Annotated in this window: 21 protein-coding genes; 8 read left to right on the plus strand and 13 right to left on the minus strand. The window is 64.8% G+C overall.

Going from position 1 to position 18,508, the window contains the following annotated elements:
- Positions 1-22 precede the first annotated feature (22 nt).
- The 12 genes from ACVOLS_RS10980 to ACVOLS_RS11035 form a co-directional block, all read right to left on the minus strand.
- Positions 23-745 (minus strand): haloacid dehalogenase-like hydrolase, encoded by a 723-nt coding sequence (locus ACVOLS_RS10980; RefSeq protein ID WP_481545635.1) that lies wholly within the window; start codon positions 743-745, stop codon positions 23-25.
- On the minus strand, positions 742-1,536 hold the full coding sequence (trpC, locus tag ACVOLS_RS10985; RefSeq protein ID WP_481545636.1) for an indole-3-glycerol phosphate synthase TrpC: 795 nt from the start codon (positions 1,534-1,536) through the stop codon (positions 742-744). The genes ACVOLS_RS10980 and trpC overlap by 4 nt, the downstream gene beginning before the upstream one ends.
- A 51-nt stretch (positions 1,537-1,587) precedes the next feature.
- Positions 1,588-2,625: an anthranilate phosphoribosyltransferase gene (trpD, locus tag ACVOLS_RS10990; RefSeq protein WP_481545637.1), complete on the minus strand. Its 1,038-nt coding sequence runs from the start codon at positions 2,623-2,625 to the stop codon at positions 1,588-1,590.
- 13 nt (positions 2,626-2,638) lie between these two features.
- Complete coding sequence (locus ACVOLS_RS10995; protein ID WP_481545638.1) at positions 2,639-3,151, minus strand: DUF1543 domain-containing protein; 513 nt, start codon at positions 3,149-3,151, stop codon at positions 2,639-2,641.
- On the minus strand, positions 3,148-3,798 hold the full coding sequence (locus ACVOLS_RS11000; RefSeq protein ID WP_481545639.1) for a LysE family translocator: 651 nt from the start codon (positions 3,796-3,798) through the stop codon (positions 3,148-3,150). Before ACVOLS_RS11000 ends, ACVOLS_RS10995 begins: the two co-directional genes overlap by 4 nt.
- Entirely contained in the window at positions 3,792-4,376 is a 585-nt protein-coding gene (locus tag ACVOLS_RS11005) for an anthranilate synthase component II (RefSeq protein ID WP_293705836.1), read from the minus strand. The genes ACVOLS_RS11000 and ACVOLS_RS11005 overlap by 7 nt, the downstream gene beginning before the upstream one ends.
- Positions 4,377-4,389: 13 nt before the next feature.
- Positions 4,390-5,148, minus strand: a complete 759-nt coding sequence (locus tag ACVOLS_RS11010; RefSeq protein WP_481545640.1) for a hypothetical protein — start codon at positions 5,146-5,148, stop codon at positions 4,390-4,392.
- A gap of 10 nt (positions 5,149-5,158) precedes the next feature.
- Positions 5,159-6,649: an anthranilate synthase component I gene (trpE, locus tag ACVOLS_RS11015; RefSeq protein WP_313495089.1), complete on the minus strand. Its 1,491-nt coding sequence runs from the start codon at positions 6,647-6,649 to the stop codon at positions 5,159-5,161.
- A 185-nt stretch (positions 6,650-6,834) separates the two neighbouring features.
- Positions 6,835-7,764, minus strand: coding sequence for a lipid kinase YegS (yegS, locus tag ACVOLS_RS11020; RefSeq protein WP_481545641.1), 930 nt, complete (start codon positions 7,762-7,764; stop codon positions 6,835-6,837).
- A gap of 278 nt (positions 7,765-8,042) precedes the next feature.
- Positions 8,043-8,534: an N-acetyltransferase family protein gene (locus tag ACVOLS_RS11025; protein ID WP_481545642.1), complete on the minus strand. Its 492-nt coding sequence runs from the start codon at positions 8,532-8,534 to the stop codon at positions 8,043-8,045.
- Between the two features lie 3 nt (positions 8,535-8,537).
- Positions 8,538-9,212 carry a ribulose-phosphate 3-epimerase gene (gene rpe / locus ACVOLS_RS11030; RefSeq protein ID WP_481514323.1) on the minus strand — a complete coding sequence of 225 codons (675 nt, stop codon included), beginning with the start codon at positions 9,210-9,212 and terminating at the stop codon, positions 8,538-8,540.
- An 11-nt stretch (positions 9,213-9,223) separates the two neighbouring features.
- Positions 9,224-9,553 carry a J domain-containing protein gene (locus ACVOLS_RS11035; protein ID WP_481545643.1) on the minus strand — a complete coding sequence of 110 codons (330 nt, stop codon included), beginning with the start codon at positions 9,551-9,553 and terminating at the stop codon, positions 9,224-9,226.
- A 165-nt stretch (positions 9,554-9,718) separates the two neighbouring features.
- On the opposite strand from ACVOLS_RS11035, the gene ACVOLS_RS11040 reads away from it, so the two are divergent.
- Positions 9,719-10,645, plus strand: a complete 927-nt coding sequence (locus ACVOLS_RS11040) for a phosphoribosylaminoimidazolesuccinocarboxamide synthase (protein ID WP_481510113.1) — start codon at positions 9,719-9,721, stop codon at positions 10,643-10,645.
- 94 nt (positions 10,646-10,739) lie between these two features.
- On the plus strand, positions 10,740-11,213 hold the full coding sequence (locus ACVOLS_RS11045) for an Mpo1 family 2-hydroxy fatty acid dioxygenase (RefSeq protein WP_481545644.1): 474 nt from the start codon (positions 10,740-10,742) through the stop codon (positions 11,211-11,213).
- 12 nt (positions 11,214-11,225) lie between these two features.
- On the opposite strand, the gene ACVOLS_RS11050 is transcribed toward ACVOLS_RS11045, so the two are convergent.
- Complete coding sequence (locus tag ACVOLS_RS11050) at positions 11,226-12,131, minus strand: NAD-dependent epimerase/dehydratase family protein (RefSeq protein WP_481545645.1); 906 nt, start codon at positions 12,129-12,131, stop codon at positions 11,226-11,228.
- A gap of 382 nt (positions 12,132-12,513) precedes the next feature.
- On the opposite strand from ACVOLS_RS11050, the gene ACVOLS_RS11055 reads away from it, so the two are divergent.
- The 6 genes from ACVOLS_RS11055 to ACVOLS_RS11080 are packed head-to-tail and all read left to right on the plus strand — an operon-like array spanning position 12,514 to position 18,364.
- Positions 12,514-15,342: a monovalent cation/H+ antiporter subunit A gene (locus ACVOLS_RS11055; RefSeq protein ID WP_481545646.1), complete on the plus strand. Its 2,829-nt coding sequence runs from the start codon at positions 12,514-12,516 to the stop codon at positions 15,340-15,342.
- Positions 15,342-15,722, plus strand: a complete 381-nt coding sequence (locus ACVOLS_RS11060) for a Na+/H+ antiporter subunit C (protein ID WP_481545647.1) — start codon at positions 15,342-15,344, stop codon at positions 15,720-15,722. Before ACVOLS_RS11055 ends, ACVOLS_RS11060 begins: the two co-directional genes overlap by 1 nt.
- Positions 15,719-17,263, plus strand: coding sequence for a monovalent cation/H+ antiporter subunit D (locus tag ACVOLS_RS11065; RefSeq protein ID WP_481545648.1), 1,545 nt, complete (start codon positions 15,719-15,721; stop codon positions 17,261-17,263). The genes ACVOLS_RS11060 and ACVOLS_RS11065 overlap by 4 nt, the downstream gene beginning before the upstream one ends.
- Positions 17,260-17,766, plus strand: a complete 507-nt coding sequence (locus ACVOLS_RS11070; protein ID WP_481545649.1) for a Na+/H+ antiporter subunit E — start codon at positions 17,260-17,262, stop codon at positions 17,764-17,766. The genes ACVOLS_RS11065 and ACVOLS_RS11070 overlap by 4 nt, the downstream gene beginning before the upstream one ends.
- Positions 17,767-17,804: 38 nt before the next feature.
- The gene (locus ACVOLS_RS11075; protein ID WP_231732514.1) at positions 17,805-18,047 is read left to right on the plus strand and encodes a K+/H+ antiporter subunit F; all 243 of its coding nucleotides are present in this window, start codon (positions 17,805-17,807) and stop codon (positions 18,045-18,047) included.
- The gene (locus ACVOLS_RS11080) at positions 18,044-18,364 is read left to right on the plus strand and encodes a Na+/H+ antiporter subunit G (RefSeq protein ID WP_405051648.1); all 321 of its coding nucleotides are present in this window, start codon (positions 18,044-18,046) and stop codon (positions 18,362-18,364) included. Before ACVOLS_RS11075 ends, ACVOLS_RS11080 begins: the two co-directional genes overlap by 4 nt.
- The last annotated feature ends 144 nt before the right edge of the window (positions 18,365-18,508 follow it).

An 18,508-nucleotide genomic window follows, 5' to 3' on the forward strand; every position in this document is an offset into this window, starting at 1 on the left:
GATCGTTGCCCTCCGCTTTGGATTACCTGGGCAGCGGCTTGCCGCCGCGCCCTGGGCAGCCCCAGTTGAGGATCGGGGTGCCGGCCGGCAGTACCTTGCCGAAGTATTCAACGCGCGAATGCTTGGGGTTCACTACCACCGGCGCCTTGGCGGCCTTGAGCAGCGGCAGGTCGGCGGTGCTGTCGGAGTAGGCGATGGCGATGTCGCCGTAGCCGCGCTCGCGCAGCATGCGCATCTTTTCTTCGTTGTGGCAGTGGCGGGTGGCACCCATCGCACCCATGCGCGGCCCCACTTCGCTGCCGATCACCGGCACGCCCTGTTCGGCCACGAAGGCGAGGATGGCGCGGGCCAGCTCCGGCGGTGCGCCGGTGGCCACGATCACCCGGTCGCCGGCACGGCGGTGCGCGGCGAATACCTGCAAGGCATGCGGCAGCAGGTGCTGGCGGATCTCGTCCTCGTGCTTGAGCACGTACTTGTCGATCACCTTGTTGAACTCACGTGCCTGGTGCAGGCCGAAGGTGGCAATCCAGACATAGCCGGAAATGCCGAAGCGCCGGGTCGGCAGCATCGCCACCAACGGCCCCAGCAGCGGCGTGGCAAGGATGGCCACCAGCAGCCGCAGGGGATTGCGCTTGATCAGCCAAGCGAACAGGTGGCTGCCGGAATCGCCGTCGTACAGGGTGTGATCGAAGTCGAAGACGACCAGTTGCGCGTCATCACGCGGGTTCGGGTAGGGATCAGTCATGCCGGGAAGAATAGCTGACGCAGGCCCTCGCCCGGCTCTTCGACGCGCATGAAGGTCTCGCCGACCAAGAAGGCATTGACGCCGGCGCCGCGCATCAACGCCACATCGGCGGGGCCCATGATGCCGCTCTCGGTGACCAACAGGCGGTCGCGCGGCACTGCGTCCTTCATCGACAGCGTGTTCTCTAGCGAGACTTCGAAGGTGCGCAGGTTGCGGTTGTTGATGCCGACCAGCGGCACCGGGACCTGGATGGCGCGCTCAAGCTCGTCGATGTCGTGCACTTCGACCAGCACGTCCATGCCCAACTGCATCGCCAGGTCGGACAGCTCGGCCAGCTGGCGGTCGTCCAGCGCCGACACGATCAGCAGGATGCAGTCGGCGCCCAGCACACGCGCCTCGACCACCTGGTACGGGTCAATGACGAAATCCTTGCGCAGCACCGGCAGCGTGCAGGCTTCGCGGGCCTGCTGCAGGTAGGCGTCCGCGCCCTGGAAGAAGTCCACGTCGGTCAGCACCGACAGGCAGCTGGCGCCGCCGAACTCATAGCTCACCGCAATGTCGGCCGGGTGGAAATCCGGGCGGATCACGCCCTTGGACGGGCTGGCCTTCTTGACCTCGGCAATCACCGCCGGGTCGCCGTTGGCGATCGCCGCGTTCAGCGCATTGGCAAAGCCGCGTACCGGCGAGGCATCGGCCAGGCGCGCCTTCAACTCGACCAGCGGCACGCGGGCGCTGCGCTCGGCTACCTCCTGCACTTTGCGGGCGAGGATGGTGTTGAGGATGTCGCTCATGGATCTGCTTCCTGGAAGACGGCGCTGCTGACGCGGTTGATTGGGGGATTATCAGGGATTGCCGGCCAATGCGCGGCTGGTGGCGACGTACTGCAGCATCCGCTCGCGGGCGCTGCCGTCGGCAATCACCGCGCGGGCGCGGGCCAGGCCGTCGGCGATGCTGTCGGCGACACCGGCCACATACAGCGCGGCACCGGCATTGAGCGCGACGATGTCGTTGGCCGGGCCCGGCTGGTTATCCAGCACCGCGCGCAGCATGGCGATGGACTCTTCCGGGTTCTCCACCTTGAGGTTGCGGCTGGCGGACATGGCGATACCGAAGTCTTCCGGATGAATCTCATACTCGCGCACCTTGCCGTCGCGCAGCTCGCCAACCAACGTGCCAGCGCCCAGCGAGATCTCGTCCATGTTGTCGCGGCCCCACACCACCAGCGCACGCTTGGCGCCCAGCTCGCGCAGTACGCGTGCCTGGATGCCGACCAGGTCGGGGTGGAACACGCCCATCAGGATATTGGTGGCGCCGACCGGATTGGTCAGCGGGCCGAGGATGTTGAAGATGGTGCGCACACCCATTTCTCGGCGTACCGGCGCGACCACCTTCATTGCCGGATGGTGCATCGGCGCGAACATGAAACCGATGCCGGTCTGCTCGATGGCTTGTGCAACCTGCTCGGGCTGCAGCTCGATCACCGCGCCCAGCGCTTCCACCGCATCGGCGCTGCCGGACTTGGACGACACGCTGCGGTTGCCGTGCTTTGCGACCTTGGCACCAGCAGCAGCGACCACGAACATAGAGCAGGTGGAGATGTTGAAGGTATGCGAGCCATCGCCACCGGTGCCGACGATGTCGACCAGATGGGTCTTGTCGGCGACCTGCACCGGGCGCGCGAACTCGCGCATCACCGTGGCCGCGCCAGCAATCTCGCCGACGGTTTCCTTTTTAACGCGCAGGCCAGTGAGGATGGCCGAAGTCATGGTAGGCGAGATCTCGCCACGCATGATCTGCCGCATCAGATCGACCATCTCGTCGAAGAAGATCTCGCGGTGTTCGATGGTGCGTTGCAGGGCTTCCTGCGCGGTGATGGTCATGACAACTCCAGAATCAGGAAATAACGATGTAGTCGCTTTGGCTGTGGATGCCGGCGTGCGCGCCACGTAGCAACTGCACGTGCAGGCCACCGATCGGGCCGACCGGCAGGCAGCTGTCCACTTCCAGCAGGGCATCGCGGTGCGGCTTGATCCACTGCGCCTCGGCCTGCGCCAGCGCCTTGCGCTTGGCCTCGACCGCATCGGCAGCGACCACCAGCAGATAGCGATGCGCTTCGCCGAATTCGCCTTCGACGTAGCCGCCGAGGTTGACGAAGAACAAGGTCGGCGCGTCGGCCGCAGGCGCGTCATCGCAGATGCGCACCTGCCAGTCGTCGACGCCATCGACCGTCATCCATGAATCCAGATGCAGGCCTGCAGCCTCTCCGAACCATTGCTGGCGCAGCTGCGGGTAGGTCTGCTCGATAGTCGGGCCAACCCCGAACACCACGTCATGCACTTCGGTATTGGCGCGCGCATGGCGGCCACCGAGCATCACCACGAACAAGCGGAAATCTTCCAGGCTCACGGCGTCGGCCTCGCGGCAAGTGCCAGACGCAGGCCGAAGCCGATGAACAGCACGCCGGCCAGCTTGTCCAGCCACTGCATGCCACGCGCAGCCCACCGGCTGCTGCGCACACGATCGGCCGCCAACACGTAAGCCGCATTGATCGGCAGCGCATTGACCATGAAGATCAGGCCCAGCAGCGCGAACGCCAACGGCTTGTTCTGCACCGAGGGCGCGATGAACTGCGGCAGGAACGCCAGGAAGAACAGCACCACCTTCGGGTTCAACACATTGGTCAGGAAGCCGCCGGCGAATACCTGCCACCACGAACCGGCACTGCCGCTGCTGGCGGCGATATCGGCCTGCAAGGTCGACTCACCGGTGTTGCGCAGCAGGCGCACGCCCACCCACAGCAGATAGGCCGCGCCGATCCACTTGATCACGGTGAACAGCGTTGCCGAGGTCGCCAGCAGCACGCCCAATCCCAGCGACGCCAGCAGCACATGCACCAGACAACCGGCGCTGATGCCAGCGATGGCGGCAAACCCGGCGCGACGGCCACCGCGCAGCGAGCGGCTGATGATGTACAGCACATCCGGGCCCGGCGTCAGGTTCAACAACCAGCCGGCCAGCATGAACAGCAGCAGCTGGCTGGGCTCGATCAACATGTGCGGTCCAGGAAGTTCTTCATCAGCGCGTGGCCGTGCTGGGTGAGGATGGATTCGGGATGGAACTGCACGCCTTCAACCGGATATTCGCGGTGGCGCAGGCCCATGATCTCTTCCATCGAGCCGTCCGGATTCTCGGTCCAGGCAGTGATCTCCAGAGCTGCCGGCAGCGTATTCTTGTCCACCACCAGCGAGTGGTAGCGGGTGGCTTCGTAACGGTCCGGCAGGCCGGCGAACACGCCCTTGCCTTCATGCCGGATCGGCGACACCTTGCCGTGCATGATGTTGCTGGCACGGATCACGTCTCCGCCATAGATCTGGCCGATGGCCTGGTGACCCAGGCACACGCCGAACAGCGGAATGCTCGGGCCAAGCTGGCGGATCACCTCCAGCGACACACCGGCTTCGTTCGGCGTCTTCGGGCCGGGCGATACCACGATATGCGAAGGCTTGAGCGCGGCGATTTCAGCGACGCTCATCGCGTCATTGCGCACCACCTTCACTTCGGCACCCAGCATCTGCAGGTATTGCACGAGGTTGAAGGTGAAGCTGTCGTAGTTGTCGATCATCAACAGCATGGTTGTTCTCTCATCATTGTCGTATAGCCGTCGGTGCTTCGTCGTTGCTTGCGATCAGCTGCCATTTCCCGTTCCAGCGCGCATAGCCCGGGGCTGCATAGTCGGCATCCGCACTCACCGAGCCAATTCCAAACTTCGCCATGTCTGCAACCGATACCGTCCAGTCGCACGCACAACCTTGTTCCTGGCCGAGAACCGTTATCGCGGGATCAACCCCGATCTTTCTGAAGAACGCGGTTTGTTCCGAGTAAACGCGGCGGAACCATTTGTTCGCGGTTCTCCGTGCCGACCATCGTTCCAGCCACGTAAGTGGCCGGCCGAGCTGCCTCTCAACACCCGAGAAGTCAAAACTCTCGCGAAGATTCTTCTGCAACATGGAACCGTGCCAGATAACCAGGGCGCCACTGTCCACCCGTTTCCGTCGACCTGCCGGGAACACATAGTTCGCGCAGGAGGACATGCAGACGTCTCCCACTACACGTACATCCATCCCTCGCTCATGCAACATCCTGCCCAGTGCCATTCCTGCCTCAATGTCGCCGCCGCCCGATCGGATGGCGAGCTCCGTCAGTGAACTGTCCGCATCCAGGAATGCCCGCACCCTGGCGACCGACTCATTCGCTATACGTCCATCAAAATGGAGCACCGAGCCCTCCGAACGTATCTCTGCATGCTGCCCGTTCTCGGGAGGGTCGGATTGCTGGGCTGATGCGACGACTGCCAGACCCATCGCTGCCACGAACAATGCGGAACGCGGGCCATTGGCAATCATCCCTTTCACCTCACAAACCCTTCGCTGCCTGCGCCACCGCACGGAACAGCGCGCGGCCCTTGTTCATGGTTTCCTGCCATTCGGCGTCGGGATCAGAGTCATAGACCACGCCGCCACCGGCCTGCACGTACAGGTAGCCGTCCTGGATCACCGCGGTGCGGATGGCAATGGCAGTATCGGCATCACCGTTCCAGCCGATATAGCCGACCGCGCCGGAATACACATTGCGCTTGACCGGTTCCAGCTCGCGGATGATTTCCAACGCGCGTATCTTCGGCGCGCCACTGACGGTGCCGGCCGGGAAGGTCGCGCGCATCACATCGCTATAGCTCAGGCCGGCCTTCAAGGTGCCGGTGACTTCGCTGACGATATGCATGACGTGGCTGTAGCGTTCGATCACGAACTGCTCGCCCACCTTGACCGTGCCCGGTTCGGCGACGCGGCCCACGTCATTGCGGCCGAGATCGATCAGCATCACGTGCTCGGCGCGCTCCTTGGGATCGGCCAGCAATTCAACTTCCAGTGCCTTGTCCAGTTCCGGCGTGGCGCCGCGCGGACGGGTGCCGGCGATCGGACGCACGGTGACGATGCCATCGCGCAGGCGCGCCAGGATCTCCGGCGAGGAGCCGACCACCTGGGTGCCGCCAACATCGATGAAATACATGTACGGCGATGGGTTCAACGCACGCAGCGCGCGGTAGACATCGATAGGACGCGCGCGGAACGGCACGCGCAGGCGCTGGCTGGGCACGACCTGGAAGATATCGCCGGCACGCACGTATTCCTGCGCCTTGCGCACCACCGCGTGGTATTCCTCGCGGGTGAAGGAAGACTGGAAATCCTGCTCGTCGATGGCATCGGAGACCTGCGACTGCGGGTAGCCGGCACCGCCCTGACGCAGGCGGTGCGCCAGCTCATCGAGGCGGCGGTTTGCCCGCGCCCAGGCCTGCGGCTGCGCCGGGTCGGCGTGCACGATCAGGTACAGGCGGCCCTTGAGGTTGTCGAATACCGCCAGCTCTTCGGACAGCATCAACAGGATGTCGGGCGTACCGAGTTCATCAGGCTTTTCGCCCGCGCCCAGGTGCGGCTCGATGTACTGGATGCACTCGAAGCCGAACCAGCCCACCAGCCCGCCGGTGAAGCCCGGCAGGCCTTCCAGCTGCGGTACCGAGTACTGCTTGCGCAGCACTTCGACCTCGGCCAGCGGATCGGCTACTTCGCGGCGCTCGACCACTTCGCCCAGTTCACTGACTTCCAGCGTGTGGCCACGGAAGCTGTAAATGCGGCGCGCGGGCAGGCCGATAATGGAATAGCGCCCGAAACGCTCACCGCCTTCGACGGATTCAAACAGGTAGGTATACGGGCCGTCGGCGAGCTTCAGGTAAACCGAGAGCGGCGTGTCCAGGTCGGACAGCACTTCGCGGACGACGGGTACGAAATTATGCGGGTGTGCGCTATGGCCTTCAGCGGCCAGCTGCTGGAACTGCTCTTGCGTGATCAAGACGGCTTTCCTTCCGGGAATCGACGGTGGCGGTACGGACGACGGCAACGGGCCACCATCGCCACCAGCGGCGAGCGGAAGAAAGGGAACGCTTGGTCGTCAGAATGGGCACCGGGCAACTTTACCGCAAGAACGGCGCCCGGTGTGCATCCGCAACATGATCAGATGCTTGCAGTGGCAACGATTCAGCCGCCCAGCAGCGGTGTTTCCGCCGGCAGGTGCATGCGTACCCGCCCGGCCACGCACTGGATGTGGAAGCTCCGGGCCTGCAGCGGTTCGCCGTCCAGGTTCAGGGTCAGCGGCTGCTCGGCCTCGATCCACAGCTCGCGCAGACGCGTCCGTTCAGCCACCTGCTCCAGCGCGGCGTGCTTGCCTTCGCTGAACAAGGTGCCGAGGGTGGCCATCAGCTCGCCGGACAGCTCCGGGACGATGGTCAGGTCCAGCAGGCCGTCATCAAGCAGCGCCTCGGGGCACAGTTGCTGGCCGCCACCGGCCTGTCGACCATTGCCGACACCAAGTGCGATGAAGCCGCCCTGCCACTCGAATTCCTCGCCACGGATACGTGCCTGGATCGGCTCGATCCGCCCCAGCTTGCCGATACCGGTGATGACGTAGGCCAGGCCACCGAGCATCTTCTTCAGGCCTTCGTGGGTTTCCACCGTCACTTCGGTGCCGAAGCCACCGCTGGCCAGATTGGCGCACCAGTGGACCTTGCCATCGCCTTCCACACGCAGCAAATCAATGGCGCGTGCCTGCGTATGTGCAGGCAGCTGCAATGCCGCGAGCGGTTCGACGGGAATGCCGGCGGCGGTGGCGAAGTCATTGGCGGTGCCGAGCGGCAGCAAGGCCATAGCCGGCAATCGGGATGCATCCTGACCGGTGTGCGCCAGCGCCTCGGCAACTTCGCTCAAGGTGCCGTCACCGCCGCCAGCGATCAGCAACTGCGCCTGCGCAGCGATGGCTTCTCGCACATAACGCTCGGCGTCACCTGCTTCCCAGGTCACCCGCACCTTGAGGTCCTGGCCCTGCCCGCGCAGCTGCGTAACCGCGTCACGCACGGCATCGTCGCCAGCGGATTTGCCGTTGAGGATCAGGTAACAGGGTGCTGCTTGCATGCGGTTCTCCAGAGAAGGCGCGCAGCCTAGCAAGTGGATTGCTGCAGGCGGGTGAATGTCACTGTGTTGTCACAGCGCATGCGGAGAATGAGAGTCCATAGCAAGGACGACGGATGGAGGCAGGATCAGCCTCCGGCATATTCCCCGGCCGCGACGGCAACGTCGCGGCTTTTTTTTCGCTTCACCTGTAGAGCCGAGCCATGCTCGGCTGGGGCATTACCGGGGAATTCCAAACATCACAGGTGAAGCCTCTGCCGAGCATGGCTCGGCACTACAGTTCAGCTGCCGCTGGCGAACTTCTGCAGTGCTTCGCCTTGCAGGCGGTAGACCGTCCATTCGTCCTGCGCTACCGCACCGGCCGCTTTGTAGAAGTCGATGGCCGGCGTATTCCAATCCAGCACCGACCATTCGAAACGACCGCAGCCCTGCTCCACCGCCAGCCTGGCGATGTGCTGCAGCAAGGCCTTGCCTGCACCGCTGCCACGCGCTTCCGGGCTGACGTACAAGTCTTCCAGGTAGATGCCGTTGCGGCCCAACCAGGTCGAGTAGTTGTAAAAGAACACGGCGTAACCAATGGCCTGGCCACCGCGTTCGCAGATCAAGGCCTGCGCCTTTGCATCAGCGGAAAACAGGCTGGCACGAATGCCGGCCTCGTCGGTCTGCACCGAGGATTCGGCTTTCTCGTAGATGGCCAGCTCGCGGATGAAGTGCAGGATCAGGCCTGCGTCATCGGCGACGGCCGGACGGATCTGCACTTCAGCCGCGTGCATCACTCAGCCTCGCGCCGCGGCGACATTGCCGCGCATCTTGCTGATCATCTCGGCGTAGTTGGGCGCATTGAAAATGGCCGAACCGGCAACGAAGGCGTCGGCACCGGCAGCAGCGATCTCACCGATGTTGTCGGCCTTGACGCCACCGTCCACTTCCAGCATCACCGGCTTGCCGAGCTTGTCGATCATCGCGCGCACTGCACGCAGCTTGTCCAGCGTGGACGGGATGAAGGCCTGGCCACCGAAGCCCGGGTTGACCGACATCAGCAGCACCAGGTCCAGGTCTTCCAGCACCCAGTCCAGCACTTCGACCGGGGTTGCCGGGTTCAGCACCAGGCCGGCCTTGCAGCCGTGCGACTTGATCAGCTGGATGGTGCGGTGCACGTGGCGGCTGGCTTCCGGATGGAAGCTGATGATGCTGGCACCAGCCTCGGCGAAGTCCGGCACGATGCGGTCGACCGGCTCGACCATCAGGTGTACGTCGATCGGCGCGGTGACACCGTGCTTGCGCAGGGCCTGGCAGACCATCGGGCCGATGGTCAGGTTGGGCACGTAATGGTTGTCCATCACGTCGAAATGGACCCAGTCGGCGCCAGCGGCCAACACGTTGTCGACCTCCTCGCCGAGCTTGGCGAAATTGGCCGAGAGAATGGACGGGGCAATGATGCAGTTGGACATGACGGAGCCTTTCAGCGCTTGCGCAGGGTTTTGATGCGGTCGTAGGCGGCGTTGATCTGCCGTGCCTTCTTCTCGGCCTGGGCGCGCAGTTCGGGCGCGGCGCCGGCCACTTTGTCGGGGTGGTACTGGGACATCAGGCGGCGGTAGGCCAGGTCGATCTCGGCGTCGGTGGCGTCGCGGGTGACCCCCAGCTCGCGGTACGGCAGGTCCTTGCCCAGCTTGAACCAGTCGTTGTCGAAGGCATGCCCCAGCAACAGGCCAATTATCCCGCCAAACAAGGGGTTAGGCCTGAAAAGCAGGGCCCCGGCGATGAAGCCGAACAGTTTTCCGTACCAGCGCATGGGTGGGTGAATGGCCTGTGGACAATCAAGACGTGCATTTTATGCCACAGCGGCCCAATCCGGCCGTACACTAGGCCGCCCGCCGACCAGCCGCGGGCCCTGCGGGTCCTCCAGACCCGGGTCCTCCAAGCCGGCGGCATTCATTGCCAAGTCCCAGGAGTGCCCGTGCCGACCACGCTGTTGCAATCCGATCTTCCCGGCCTGCCCTTGCGCCATCGCGGCAAGGTGCGTGATGTGTTTGATATCCCGCGCGAACGTCTGCCAGCCGGAACACCCCCGGGCGAATACCTGTTGATGGTCGCCACCGATCGCCTGTCGGCGTTCGACGTGGTGCTGCCCGACCCGATCCCCGGCAAGGGCGAGATGCTGTGCCAGGTGTCCAATTTCTGGTTCGCCAAGACCGCGCACCTGATGCCCAACCACCTGACCGGCATCGACGTGGCCAGCGTGCTGCCCGAAGGCGTGGACCCGGCGCTGTACGCCAAGCGTGCGGTGGTGACCAAGAAGCTCAAGCCGGTACCGGTGGAAGCCATTGCCCGCGGCTACGTGATCGGCAGCGGCTGGAAGGACTACCAGCGCACCGGCAAGATCAGCGGCATCGCCCTGCCCGATGGCCTGCAGCAAGCTGAAAAGCTGCCGGAAGCCATCTTCACCCCGTCCACCAAGGCGGCGGTGGGCGACCACGACGAGAACATCGACTTCGACGCGATGGTCAAGGCGGTGGGCGCCGACATGGCCGAGAAGGTGCGCGATGCCACCCTGCGCATCTACCAGTTCGCCGCCGAGTACGCGGCCGAGCGCGGCATCCTGCTGGCCGATACCAAGTTCGAGTTCGGTACCGACGCCGATGGCCGTCTGTACATCATGGACGAGATGCTGACCCCGGATTCCTCGCGTTACTGGCCGGCTGACGAGTACCAGGTGGGCATCAGCCCGCCCAGCTACGACAAGCAGTTCGTGCGCGACTATCTGGAAACGCTGGACTGGGACAAGACCGCCCCGGGCCCGGCGCTGCCGGCCGAGGTGATCGAACGTACCCGCGCCAAGTACGCCGAAGCGCTGGACAAGCTGGCCGGCATCAGCGTCGACTGATCCTGCTGTGTCCGTCACGGATGCGCACGGCCACCGTGCGCATCCGTAGGGAAGCCGCGCTATGCTCTGCCAGTCAACCCGGGAGGGAGCTGGAATGAGTATTGCGCGTCCTGTGGATCGTTACTTCGCCAGCTACTCTGGCGATCACGTCAACCACACCAATCAGGCCATCCACGTGTTCGCGGTGCCCGCGATCCTGTGGTCGGTGATTGCCATGCTGTGGTGCATCCCGCCGCTGGTGCCGTGGTTCCAGCATGGCATCTGGGCGGCATTCGCCATGTTCGGCACCTGGGCCTATTACAACCGCCTGTCGCGCCCACTTGGCATCGGCATGCTGATCATCTTCTTCGTGTTCGGCTGTATCTGCCGGCTGCTGGAAGACCGGCTCGGCATCCAGATGCTGCTATACCTCGCCATCGGCGTGTTCGTGGTGGCGTGGATCGCGCAGTTCATCGGCCACAAGATCGAAGGCCGTCGGCCAAGCTTCCTCACCGACCTGACCTATCTGCTGATCGGCCCGATCTGGGTGCTGTCCAAGCTGTTCCGGCAGTTCGGCTGGCATTACTGAGACGTTCGGCAGCTAGGCTGCATCCGCTGTCGAGGCAATGAACATCGCCGCCTCGGCAACGAAGGCGCGCGGTGCGTAGCCAAAATCACGCCGCGCCGGTTCAATGTCGAATGCCAGTGGCTCAGTCATACGCGCCAGCGCCGCGGCATTCATGCCCTGCAGGCATCCGCCTGCATGGGCCAGCCGCAAGGCGAGCTTGAACAGCGGCGCGGGCACGCGCAGCAATCGCGGCCGCGCAGGCAGGCAGGCCAGTGTACGCCGCACCATCTCGGCATAGCCCAGCACCTCGCCGCCGCCCAGGGCATAGGCATGGCCAGCGCTGGCCGGGTGCGCCAGCACCTGCATTGCCGCATCGGCCAGATCCTGCACATGCACCGGTTGCCGCAAGCCATTGGCGTTTGCAGGCAACGCAAAGAAACCGGTGCGGGTGGCCAGCGCCGCGATCTTGGTGAGGGTCTTGTCGCAGGCCGCGCCGTAAACCAGGGTTGGCCGCAGCACGGTCGCGGCCACGTTCCGCGCCGCAGCGCTGTCGAACAGCACGCGCTCGGCTTCACGCAAGCGACGTGCGACATCGCGTTCGGCCGGCTCAGACGAATCCTGTTTCACGTCCACGCTGGTCGAGCCAAACGCGACCACCCTTGGTGCATCGATGCTCGATGCTGCATACCAGCGCGCGAAGTGATCCAGTGGGCCACAGCTGAAAACCGCATCCACTGACTGGTCTGTCAGGCGGGTGCTGGACAGGTCGCCCAATTGCCATTCCACCCCGGGCATGGCCTCGCGCTGCTGCCGCGTCACTGCTGTTACCTGCCAGCCCGCCGCAACCAGGTTCGCCAACAGACGCTCGCCGATCTGACCACTGCCACCAAATACCAGCGCGCGCTTACCGCCAGCTGCACTGCGAATGTCGTTCTCCATGGATGGAAGGATAGGCGAAGCACCCCCGATTCCGCAGCCGTCACCGGGATTGATCGCCGCTCTGTGGGAACTGTGGGAACGGCGGTTGTGGGAGCGGCGTAAGCCGCGAAGCTGATATTGCTGAAGCCCTTGGAATCTTGCGCCATCTGATGATGTACCAGCTTCGCGGCTCACGCCGCTCCCACAAAAACCTCAGCCTGCTGCACCGCATCGAACGAGGCCCCGGAACCTCCCCGCGACACGCTACGTTCGTGTTTCTTGCCCGCAGCCACTGGCAGCACTGGCTCCAGCGATCCAACCCGAACGGATCATTCAGAAAAAGTCGCGGATCGAAAAAATCGCCTGTTAGACTGCAAAACCCCTTTCTGAACCGCGCCCCTACATGACGCCAGTCCTGTTGCTACTGCTTGCGCTGCCCTTTCTGCTGGCAGCGGCCATCGCACTCAATGGCCGTTTGTCGCGCAGTGCAGCCGCATGGACAGCAGCAGCGGCACCGGTTCTAGGCCTGGCCCTGCTCGGCAGCGCCACCCCGGCCGTGCTTGATGGAGAAATCGTCCGCAACAGCTGGCAATGGCTGCCGCAGATCGGCCTGGACTTCAGCCTGCGCCTGGATGGGCTTGCCTGGATGTTCACCGGGCTCGTACTGGGCATCGGCGCCTTGGTGGTGCTGTATGCGCACTACTACCTGTCGGCGAAGGACAGCGCGCGGCGCTTCTACAGCTACCTGCTGCTGTTCATGGGCGCGATGCTGGGCATGGTGCTGGCCGGCAATCTGCTGCTGTTGATGGTGTTCTGGGAGCTGACCAGCATCAGCTCGTTCCTGCTGATCGGCTTCTGGTCGCACCGCAAGGACGCCCGCGAGGGCGCGCGCATGGCCTTGATCGTCACCGGTGGCGGTGGCCTGGCGCTGCTGGCCGGCGTGCTGCTGATCGGCCGCATCGTCGGCAGTTTCGACCTGGACGTGGTGCTGGCCTCGGGCGATCTGATCCGTGCCAGCGCCCTGTACCCCTGGGCATTGCTACTGGTGCTGGCCGGTATTTTCACCAAGAGCGCGCAGTTTCCGTTCCAGTTCTGGCTGCCGCACGCGATGGCAGCACCGACACCGGTCTCGGCCTACCTGCACTCGGCAACGATGGTGAAGGCCGGCGTGTTCCTGCTGGCGCGCCTGCACCCCGCATTGGCCGGCACCGAACTGTTCTTCTACGTGGTCAGCGGCATTGGTGCGCTCACCCTGCTGATCGGCGCCTGGAACGCAATCTTCCAGCATGATCTCAAGGGCTTGCTGGCCTATTCGACGATCTCGCACCTGGGCCTGATCACCCTGCTGTTCGGCCTGTCCACGCCGATGGCGGTGGTGGCCGGTGTGTTCCACATCCTCAACCACGCCACCTTCAAGGCCTCGCTGTTCATGGCCGCCGGCATCATCGACCACGAGACCGGTACCCGCGACATGCGCAGGCTCGGCGGCTTGCGCAAGCTGATGCCGATCACCAGCGCGCTGGCCATCGTCGCCTCGCTGGCGATGGCCGGCATCCCGCTGCTCAACGGCTTCCTGTCCAAGGAAATGCTGTTCGCCGAGGCACTGGCAACGCAGGGTCCGGATTGGATGCGCCGGGCGATGAGTGCCGCTGCCCTGCTGGCCGGCATCCTCGGCGTGGCTTACAGCCTGCGCTTCGTCCACGACACCTTCTTCGGCAAGGGCCCGGTCGATATCGAGGTGGTGCCGCATGAGCCGCCGCGCTGGATGAAGGTGCCGGTGGAAGTACTGGTGGTGATCTGTCTGGCCGTCGGCATCGCCCCGGCGCTGACCATCGCGCCGGTACTGCAGACTGCGGCGGCGTCGATCCTTGGCACTTCGATGCCGGCGTACAGCCTGTCGGTCTGGCACGGCTTCAACCTGCCATTGGCGATGAGCGCGATCGGCGTGGTTGGTGGTGTCGCGCTGTACTTCGGCCTGCGCCGTTTCACCGACCTGTACGCCGCGCGCAACCGCCCGACCGGCAAGCATCTGTTCCATCGCGGTCTGGATGTGCTGTTCGGCTTCGCTCACCGCGTCACCACCGTGCTGGCCAATGGCAGCCTGCAGCGCATGTTGTTCGCGCTGGTGCTGGTGGCGGTGATCGTCGCTGCTGCGCCTTACATCGCCAATCCGGTGATGCCGGTGTGGCCAGCCCCACAGTCCATGCCCTTGCTGGGCTGGACGCTGTGGCTGGTGATGCTGGCCTGCGCGTTCGCCGGGCTGTTCCTGTACCAGCAGCGCCTGCTGGCAGTGATCGTGATGGGTGGCACCGGCCTGATGGTGGCGCTGACCTTCGTGTTCCTGTCGGCACCCGACCTGGCCCTGACCCAGCTGATGGTGGAGATGGTGACGCTGGTGCTGATGCTGCTGGGCATGAACTACCTGCCCGCACAGTCGCCACCGGAGCACTCGCGCTGGCGCAAGCGCCGCGATGCAGTGCTCGCCATCCTTGCCGGTGGCGGCATCGCCGCGCTGGCCTATTCGCTGATGACGCTGCCGCCCAACACCATGTCCGGTGAGATGCTGCTGCGTTCACTGCCCGAAGCCTATGGCCACAACGTGGTCAACGTGATCCTGGTCGACTTCCGCGGCTTCGATACCTTCGGCGAGATCACCGTGTTTGGCATCGCCGCATTGGTGGTGCACGCCATGCTGCGACGCACGCGGATGGCGCCGGAGCAGATCATGCCGGGCCCGCCGATCAAGCTGCCGGTGCCGGCCGATCTGGCCCAGATCATGTTCCCCCTGACCCTGACGGTGTCGATCTTCCTGTTCCTGCGCGGCCACAACGCGCCTGGTGGCGGTTTCGTTGCCGGCCTGGTGCTGGCGGTGCCGTTGCTGATCCAGTACGTGATCCAGGGCACCGTGTCGGTGGAATCGCGCTTTGGCTTCGACTACATCCGCTGCATCGGCCTGGGCTTGTTGATCGCCCTGCTCAGCGGCGTGGCCTCGATGCTGTTCGGCGTGCCGTTCCTGACCAGTGGCCACCTCGACCTGGAGCTGCCACTGATCGGCACCGTGCCGCTGGCCAGTGCGATTGGTTTTGACACGGGCGTTTACCTGGTGGTTTTCGGCGGGGTGATGCTGATCCTGTCGATGATGGGCACCATCAAACCCTCGCGCACCCGCAATGCCCGCAACGGCGAAATCGATATCCACCGCCGTTCGGCACGCACCGGGGAGATGCACTGATGGAACTGGCATTGGCAAGCGCCATCGGCGTACTGGCCGGCATCGGCGTCTACCTGCTGCTGCGCGCACGCAGCTTCGATGTGATCCTGGGCATGACCTTCCTGTCCTATGCCACCAACCTGCTGATCTTCAGCGCCGGGCGACCGGTCACCGGCAAGGCGCCGGTGCTCAAGGACGGCGTGGCCACCAGCCTGGTGCATTACACCGACCCGCTGCCGCAGGCGCTGGTACTGACCGCCATCGTGATCGCCTTCGCGATGACCGCAGTCAGCATCGTGCTGGCGATGCGCAGCCGCAGCGACAACCACAGCGACCATGTCGATGCGCATGAGCCCGAACTGCCAGCGGCCGATGCGGCCAAGGCGGAGGGCGGCGCATGAACCATCTGGTGATCCTGCCGATCCTGATCCCGCTGCTGGGCGCCGCGCTGTCGCTGTTCATCGAACACCGCCGCTACGGCCCCAAGGTGCAACGCACTGTGGCCTGGGCCAGCATGGCCGCGTTGGCGGTGGCGGTAGCGCTGCTGTTCGCGCAGACCAGCCAAGGCCAGATCTCCGCCTACCTGCTAGGTGACTGGCCGGCACGCCTGGGCATCGCCCTCGTCGCCGATGGCCTGGCCGGCTGGATGCTGGCGACCACCCTGCTGCTGGCCATCGCCTGCCTGCTGTACGCCTGCACTGGCTGGGACCGCCGCGCGCCGCACTTCCATGCACTGTTCCAGTTCCAGTTGGTCGGCCTCAACGGCGCCTTCCTGACTGGCGATATCTTCAATCTGTTTGTCTTCTTCGAGGTGATGCTGATCGCCTCCTACGGCCTGCTGCTGTCCGGCGGGCGCGGCCTGCGCATGCGCATCGGCTTGCACTACGTGGTGTTCAACGTCACCGCCTCGACCCTGTTCCTGATCGCGCTGGGCATGCTCTACGCCACCTTGGGCTCCTTGAACATGGCCGAGATCGGCCAACGCATCGCCGAGCTGCCACCCTCGCACCTGAAGCTGGCCAAGGCTGCCCTGGGCTTGTTGCTGCTGGTGTTCTGTTCCAAGGCGGCGCTGCTGCCGATGTACCTGTGGCTGCCTGAGTCCTATGCGCGTGCGCCAGCTGCGGTGGCCGCGCTGTTCGTGATCATGACCAAGGTTGGCCTGTACTCGGTGCTGCGCGTGACCTCGCTGTGGTTCGACGCCGATGCTGGGGCGATGAGCGGCTACGGCAGCGATTGGCTGTTGTGGGCCGGCATCGCGACCCTGGTGGTTGGTGCACTGGGCGCGCTGGCGGCCACCCGCATGAGCGTGCTGGTGGCCTATCTGGTGGTGGTGTCGGCGGCGACCCTGTTCATCGCCTTCGCGTTGGGCAGCACCGGCACGATCTCCGCTGGCCTGTATTACCTGCCGCACAGCACCTTCGCCGCCGCTGCGCTGTTCCTGATCGCCGACCTGATGCGGCGCCGCCGCCAGCAGGCCGACCGCCGCCGCGAGCACGAACTCACTGTACTGCCCGGCAAGACGGTGCCGGGCCTGTTGTTCCTGGTCGGCGCGGTGGCCGTTGCCGGGCTGCCGCCGCTGGCCGGTTTCCTGGCCAAGGCGGCGCTGCTCTCGGCCGTGCCGGAAGCACATACCGCCGTGGTCTGGAGCGCCGTGCTGGGCAGCAGCCTGCTGGTGATCATGGGCCTGGCACGCACCGGCATCCGCCTGTTCTGGCACGTCCCCGGTGACGATGACAGCGCACCTGCGCCAGAACCGGTCGAAGCCCCGGCACGGCCATTCGAAACCGCCGCTACCTGCCTGCTGTTGGGCTATGTCGTCCTGATGACCATCTTCGCAGCGCCGCTGATGCGCCAGACCGATGCCATCGCTGCACAGCTGCTGGCACCGGATCAATACCTGCATGACGTACGCGGCACCGCGCCGCAGGTGAGGCAGCCATGAGCGAACGTCGCCCCCTGCTGCGCCGGATCTTCCCCTCGCCCGCCCTGTCGATCACCGTGGTCGCCTTCTGGCTGTTGATGTCCGACAGCTTTGACCTTGGCCAGTTGCTGCTGGGCATGCTGCTGGGCGTGGTGATCCCGCTGTTCGCTGCGCGCCTGGACCGTGAGTTCGCCCGCCTGGGCACGTTGCGACCGGTACCCAAGCTGTTGGCGGTGGTGCTGTGGGACATCCTGGTGTCCAACCTGCGCGTGGCCGCCCAGGTGCTGGGACCGGAGCACAAGCTCAAGCCCGGTTTCATCTGGGTGCCATTGGATATCGCCAACATCCACGGCATCGCCGCGCTGACCAGTTTCATCACCCTGACCCCGGGTACGGTGTCGGCGGCGTTGTCCGAGGACCGCCGCCATCTGCTGGTGCATGTGCTGCACCTTGAGGACGCCAATGCCCTGATCAACGAGATCAAGAGTCGCTACGAAGCGCCGCTGATGGAGATCTTCCCGTGAACGGTTACCAGATTTTCGAGACCACCCTGATCGTGTGCATGCACGTGGTCGGCATCGCCATGCTGCTGGGTTTGTGGCGGCTGCTGCGCGGGCCCACCGTGCCGGACCGCATCCTCGCGCTGGATACCTTGTCGGTCACCGCCATCGCCGAGCTGATGCTGTTCGGCATGTACCTGGACTCGGCCATCTACTTCGAGGCCGCACTGATCATCGCCATGCTGGGCTTCTGCAGCACGGTGGTGCTGAGCAAGTTCGTGCTGCGCAGGGATATCGTCGAATGATCACCTTTCTGCAGATCGCGCTGTCGGCGCTGCTGGCCTTTGGCTGCTTCTTCATCCTGGTCGGCGCGCTTGGCCTGGTGCGCTTCTCTGATTTCTTCAAACGCCTGCATGCACCGACCAAGGCCAGCACACTGGGCGTTGGCTGCGTGCTGGTGTGCTCGGTGGCGTATCACATCTTTCTCGGTCAGGACCCGCAACCGCGCGAACTGCTGATCACCGTGTTCCTGTTCATCACCGCCCCGATCAGCGCCCACCTGATGGCCAAGGCTGCACTGTCGCTGATGATGGAAAGCCGACCCGAGCCGCCGAAGGAATAGTGCAGGAAGGAAGCTCCACCTGTAGTGGGGGGGGGGGGGGGGGGGGGGGGGGGGGGGGGGGGGGGGCGCCGGGGCGCGGGGGGGGGGGGCGCGCGGCGCGCCGGGGGGGGGGGGGGGGGGGGGCGGGGGCCGGGCCGGGCGGGG

This window comes from Stenotrophomonas sp. STEN038 (genome assembly GCF_056759895.1).

Bases quoted from the DNA above. Each gene is read 5' to 3' on its own strand.
- ACVOLS_RS10980 (WP_481545635.1), bottom strand. From the start codon at position 745: ATGACTGATCCCTACCCGAACCCGCGTGATGACGCGCAACTGGTCGTC.
- trpC (WP_481545636.1), bottom strand. From the start codon at position 1,536: ATGAGCGACATCCTCAACACCATCCTCGCCCGCAAAGTGCAGGAGGTA.
- trpD (WP_481545637.1), bottom strand. From the start codon at position 2,625: ATGACCATCACCGCGCAGGAAGCCCTGCAACGCACCATCGAACACCGC.
- ACVOLS_RS11000 (WP_481545639.1), bottom strand. From the start codon at position 3,798: ATGTTGATCGAGCCCAGCCAGCTGCTGCTGTTCATGCTGGCCGGCTGG.
- ACVOLS_RS11005 (WP_293705836.1), bottom strand. From the start codon at position 4,376: ATGCTGTTGATGATCGACAACTACGACAGCTTCACCTTCAACCTCGTG.
- ACVOLS_RS11010 (WP_481545640.1), bottom strand. From the start codon at position 5,148: ATGATTGCCAATGGCCCGCGTTCCGCATTGTTCGTGGCAGCGATGGGT.
- yegS (WP_481545641.1), bottom strand. From the start codon at position 7,764: ATGCAAGCAGCACCCTGTTACCTGATCCTCAACGGCAAATCCGCTGGC.
- ACVOLS_RS11025 (WP_481545642.1), bottom strand. From the start codon at position 8,534: ATGCACGCGGCTGAAGTGCAGATCCGTCCGGCCGTCGCCGATGACGCA.
- rpe (WP_481514323.1), bottom strand. From the start codon at position 9,212: ATGTCCAACTGCATCATTGCCCCGTCCATTCTCTCGGCCAATTTCGCC.
- ACVOLS_RS11035 (WP_481545643.1), bottom strand. From the start codon at position 9,553: ATGCGCTGGTACGGAAAACTGTTCGGCTTCATCGCCGGGGCCCTGCTT.
- ACVOLS_RS11045 (WP_481545644.1), top strand. From the start codon at position 10,740: ATGAGTATTGCGCGTCCTGTGGATCGTTACTTCGCCAGCTACTCTGGC.
- ACVOLS_RS11050 (WP_481545645.1), bottom strand. From the start codon at position 12,131: ATGGAGAACGACATTCGCAGTGCAGCTGGCGGTAAGCGCGCGCTGGTA.
- ACVOLS_RS11055 (WP_481545646.1), top strand. From the start codon at position 12,514: ATGACGCCAGTCCTGTTGCTACTGCTTGCGCTGCCCTTTCTGCTGGCA.
- ACVOLS_RS11060 (WP_481545647.1), top strand. From the start codon at position 15,342: ATGGAACTGGCATTGGCAAGCGCCATCGGCGTACTGGCCGGCATCGGC.
- ACVOLS_RS11065 (WP_481545648.1), top strand. From the start codon at position 15,719: ATGAACCATCTGGTGATCCTGCCGATCCTGATCCCGCTGCTGGGCGCC.
- ACVOLS_RS11070 (WP_481545649.1), top strand. From the start codon at position 17,260: ATGAGCGAACGTCGCCCCCTGCTGCGCCGGATCTTCCCCTCGCCCGCC.
- ACVOLS_RS11075 (WP_231732514.1), top strand. From the start codon at position 17,805: ATGCACGTGGTCGGCATCGCCATGCTGCTGGGTTTGTGGCGGCTGCTG.
- ACVOLS_RS11080 (WP_405051648.1), top strand. From the start codon at position 18,044: ATGATCACCTTTCTGCAGATCGCGCTGTCGGCGCTGCTGGCCTTTGGC.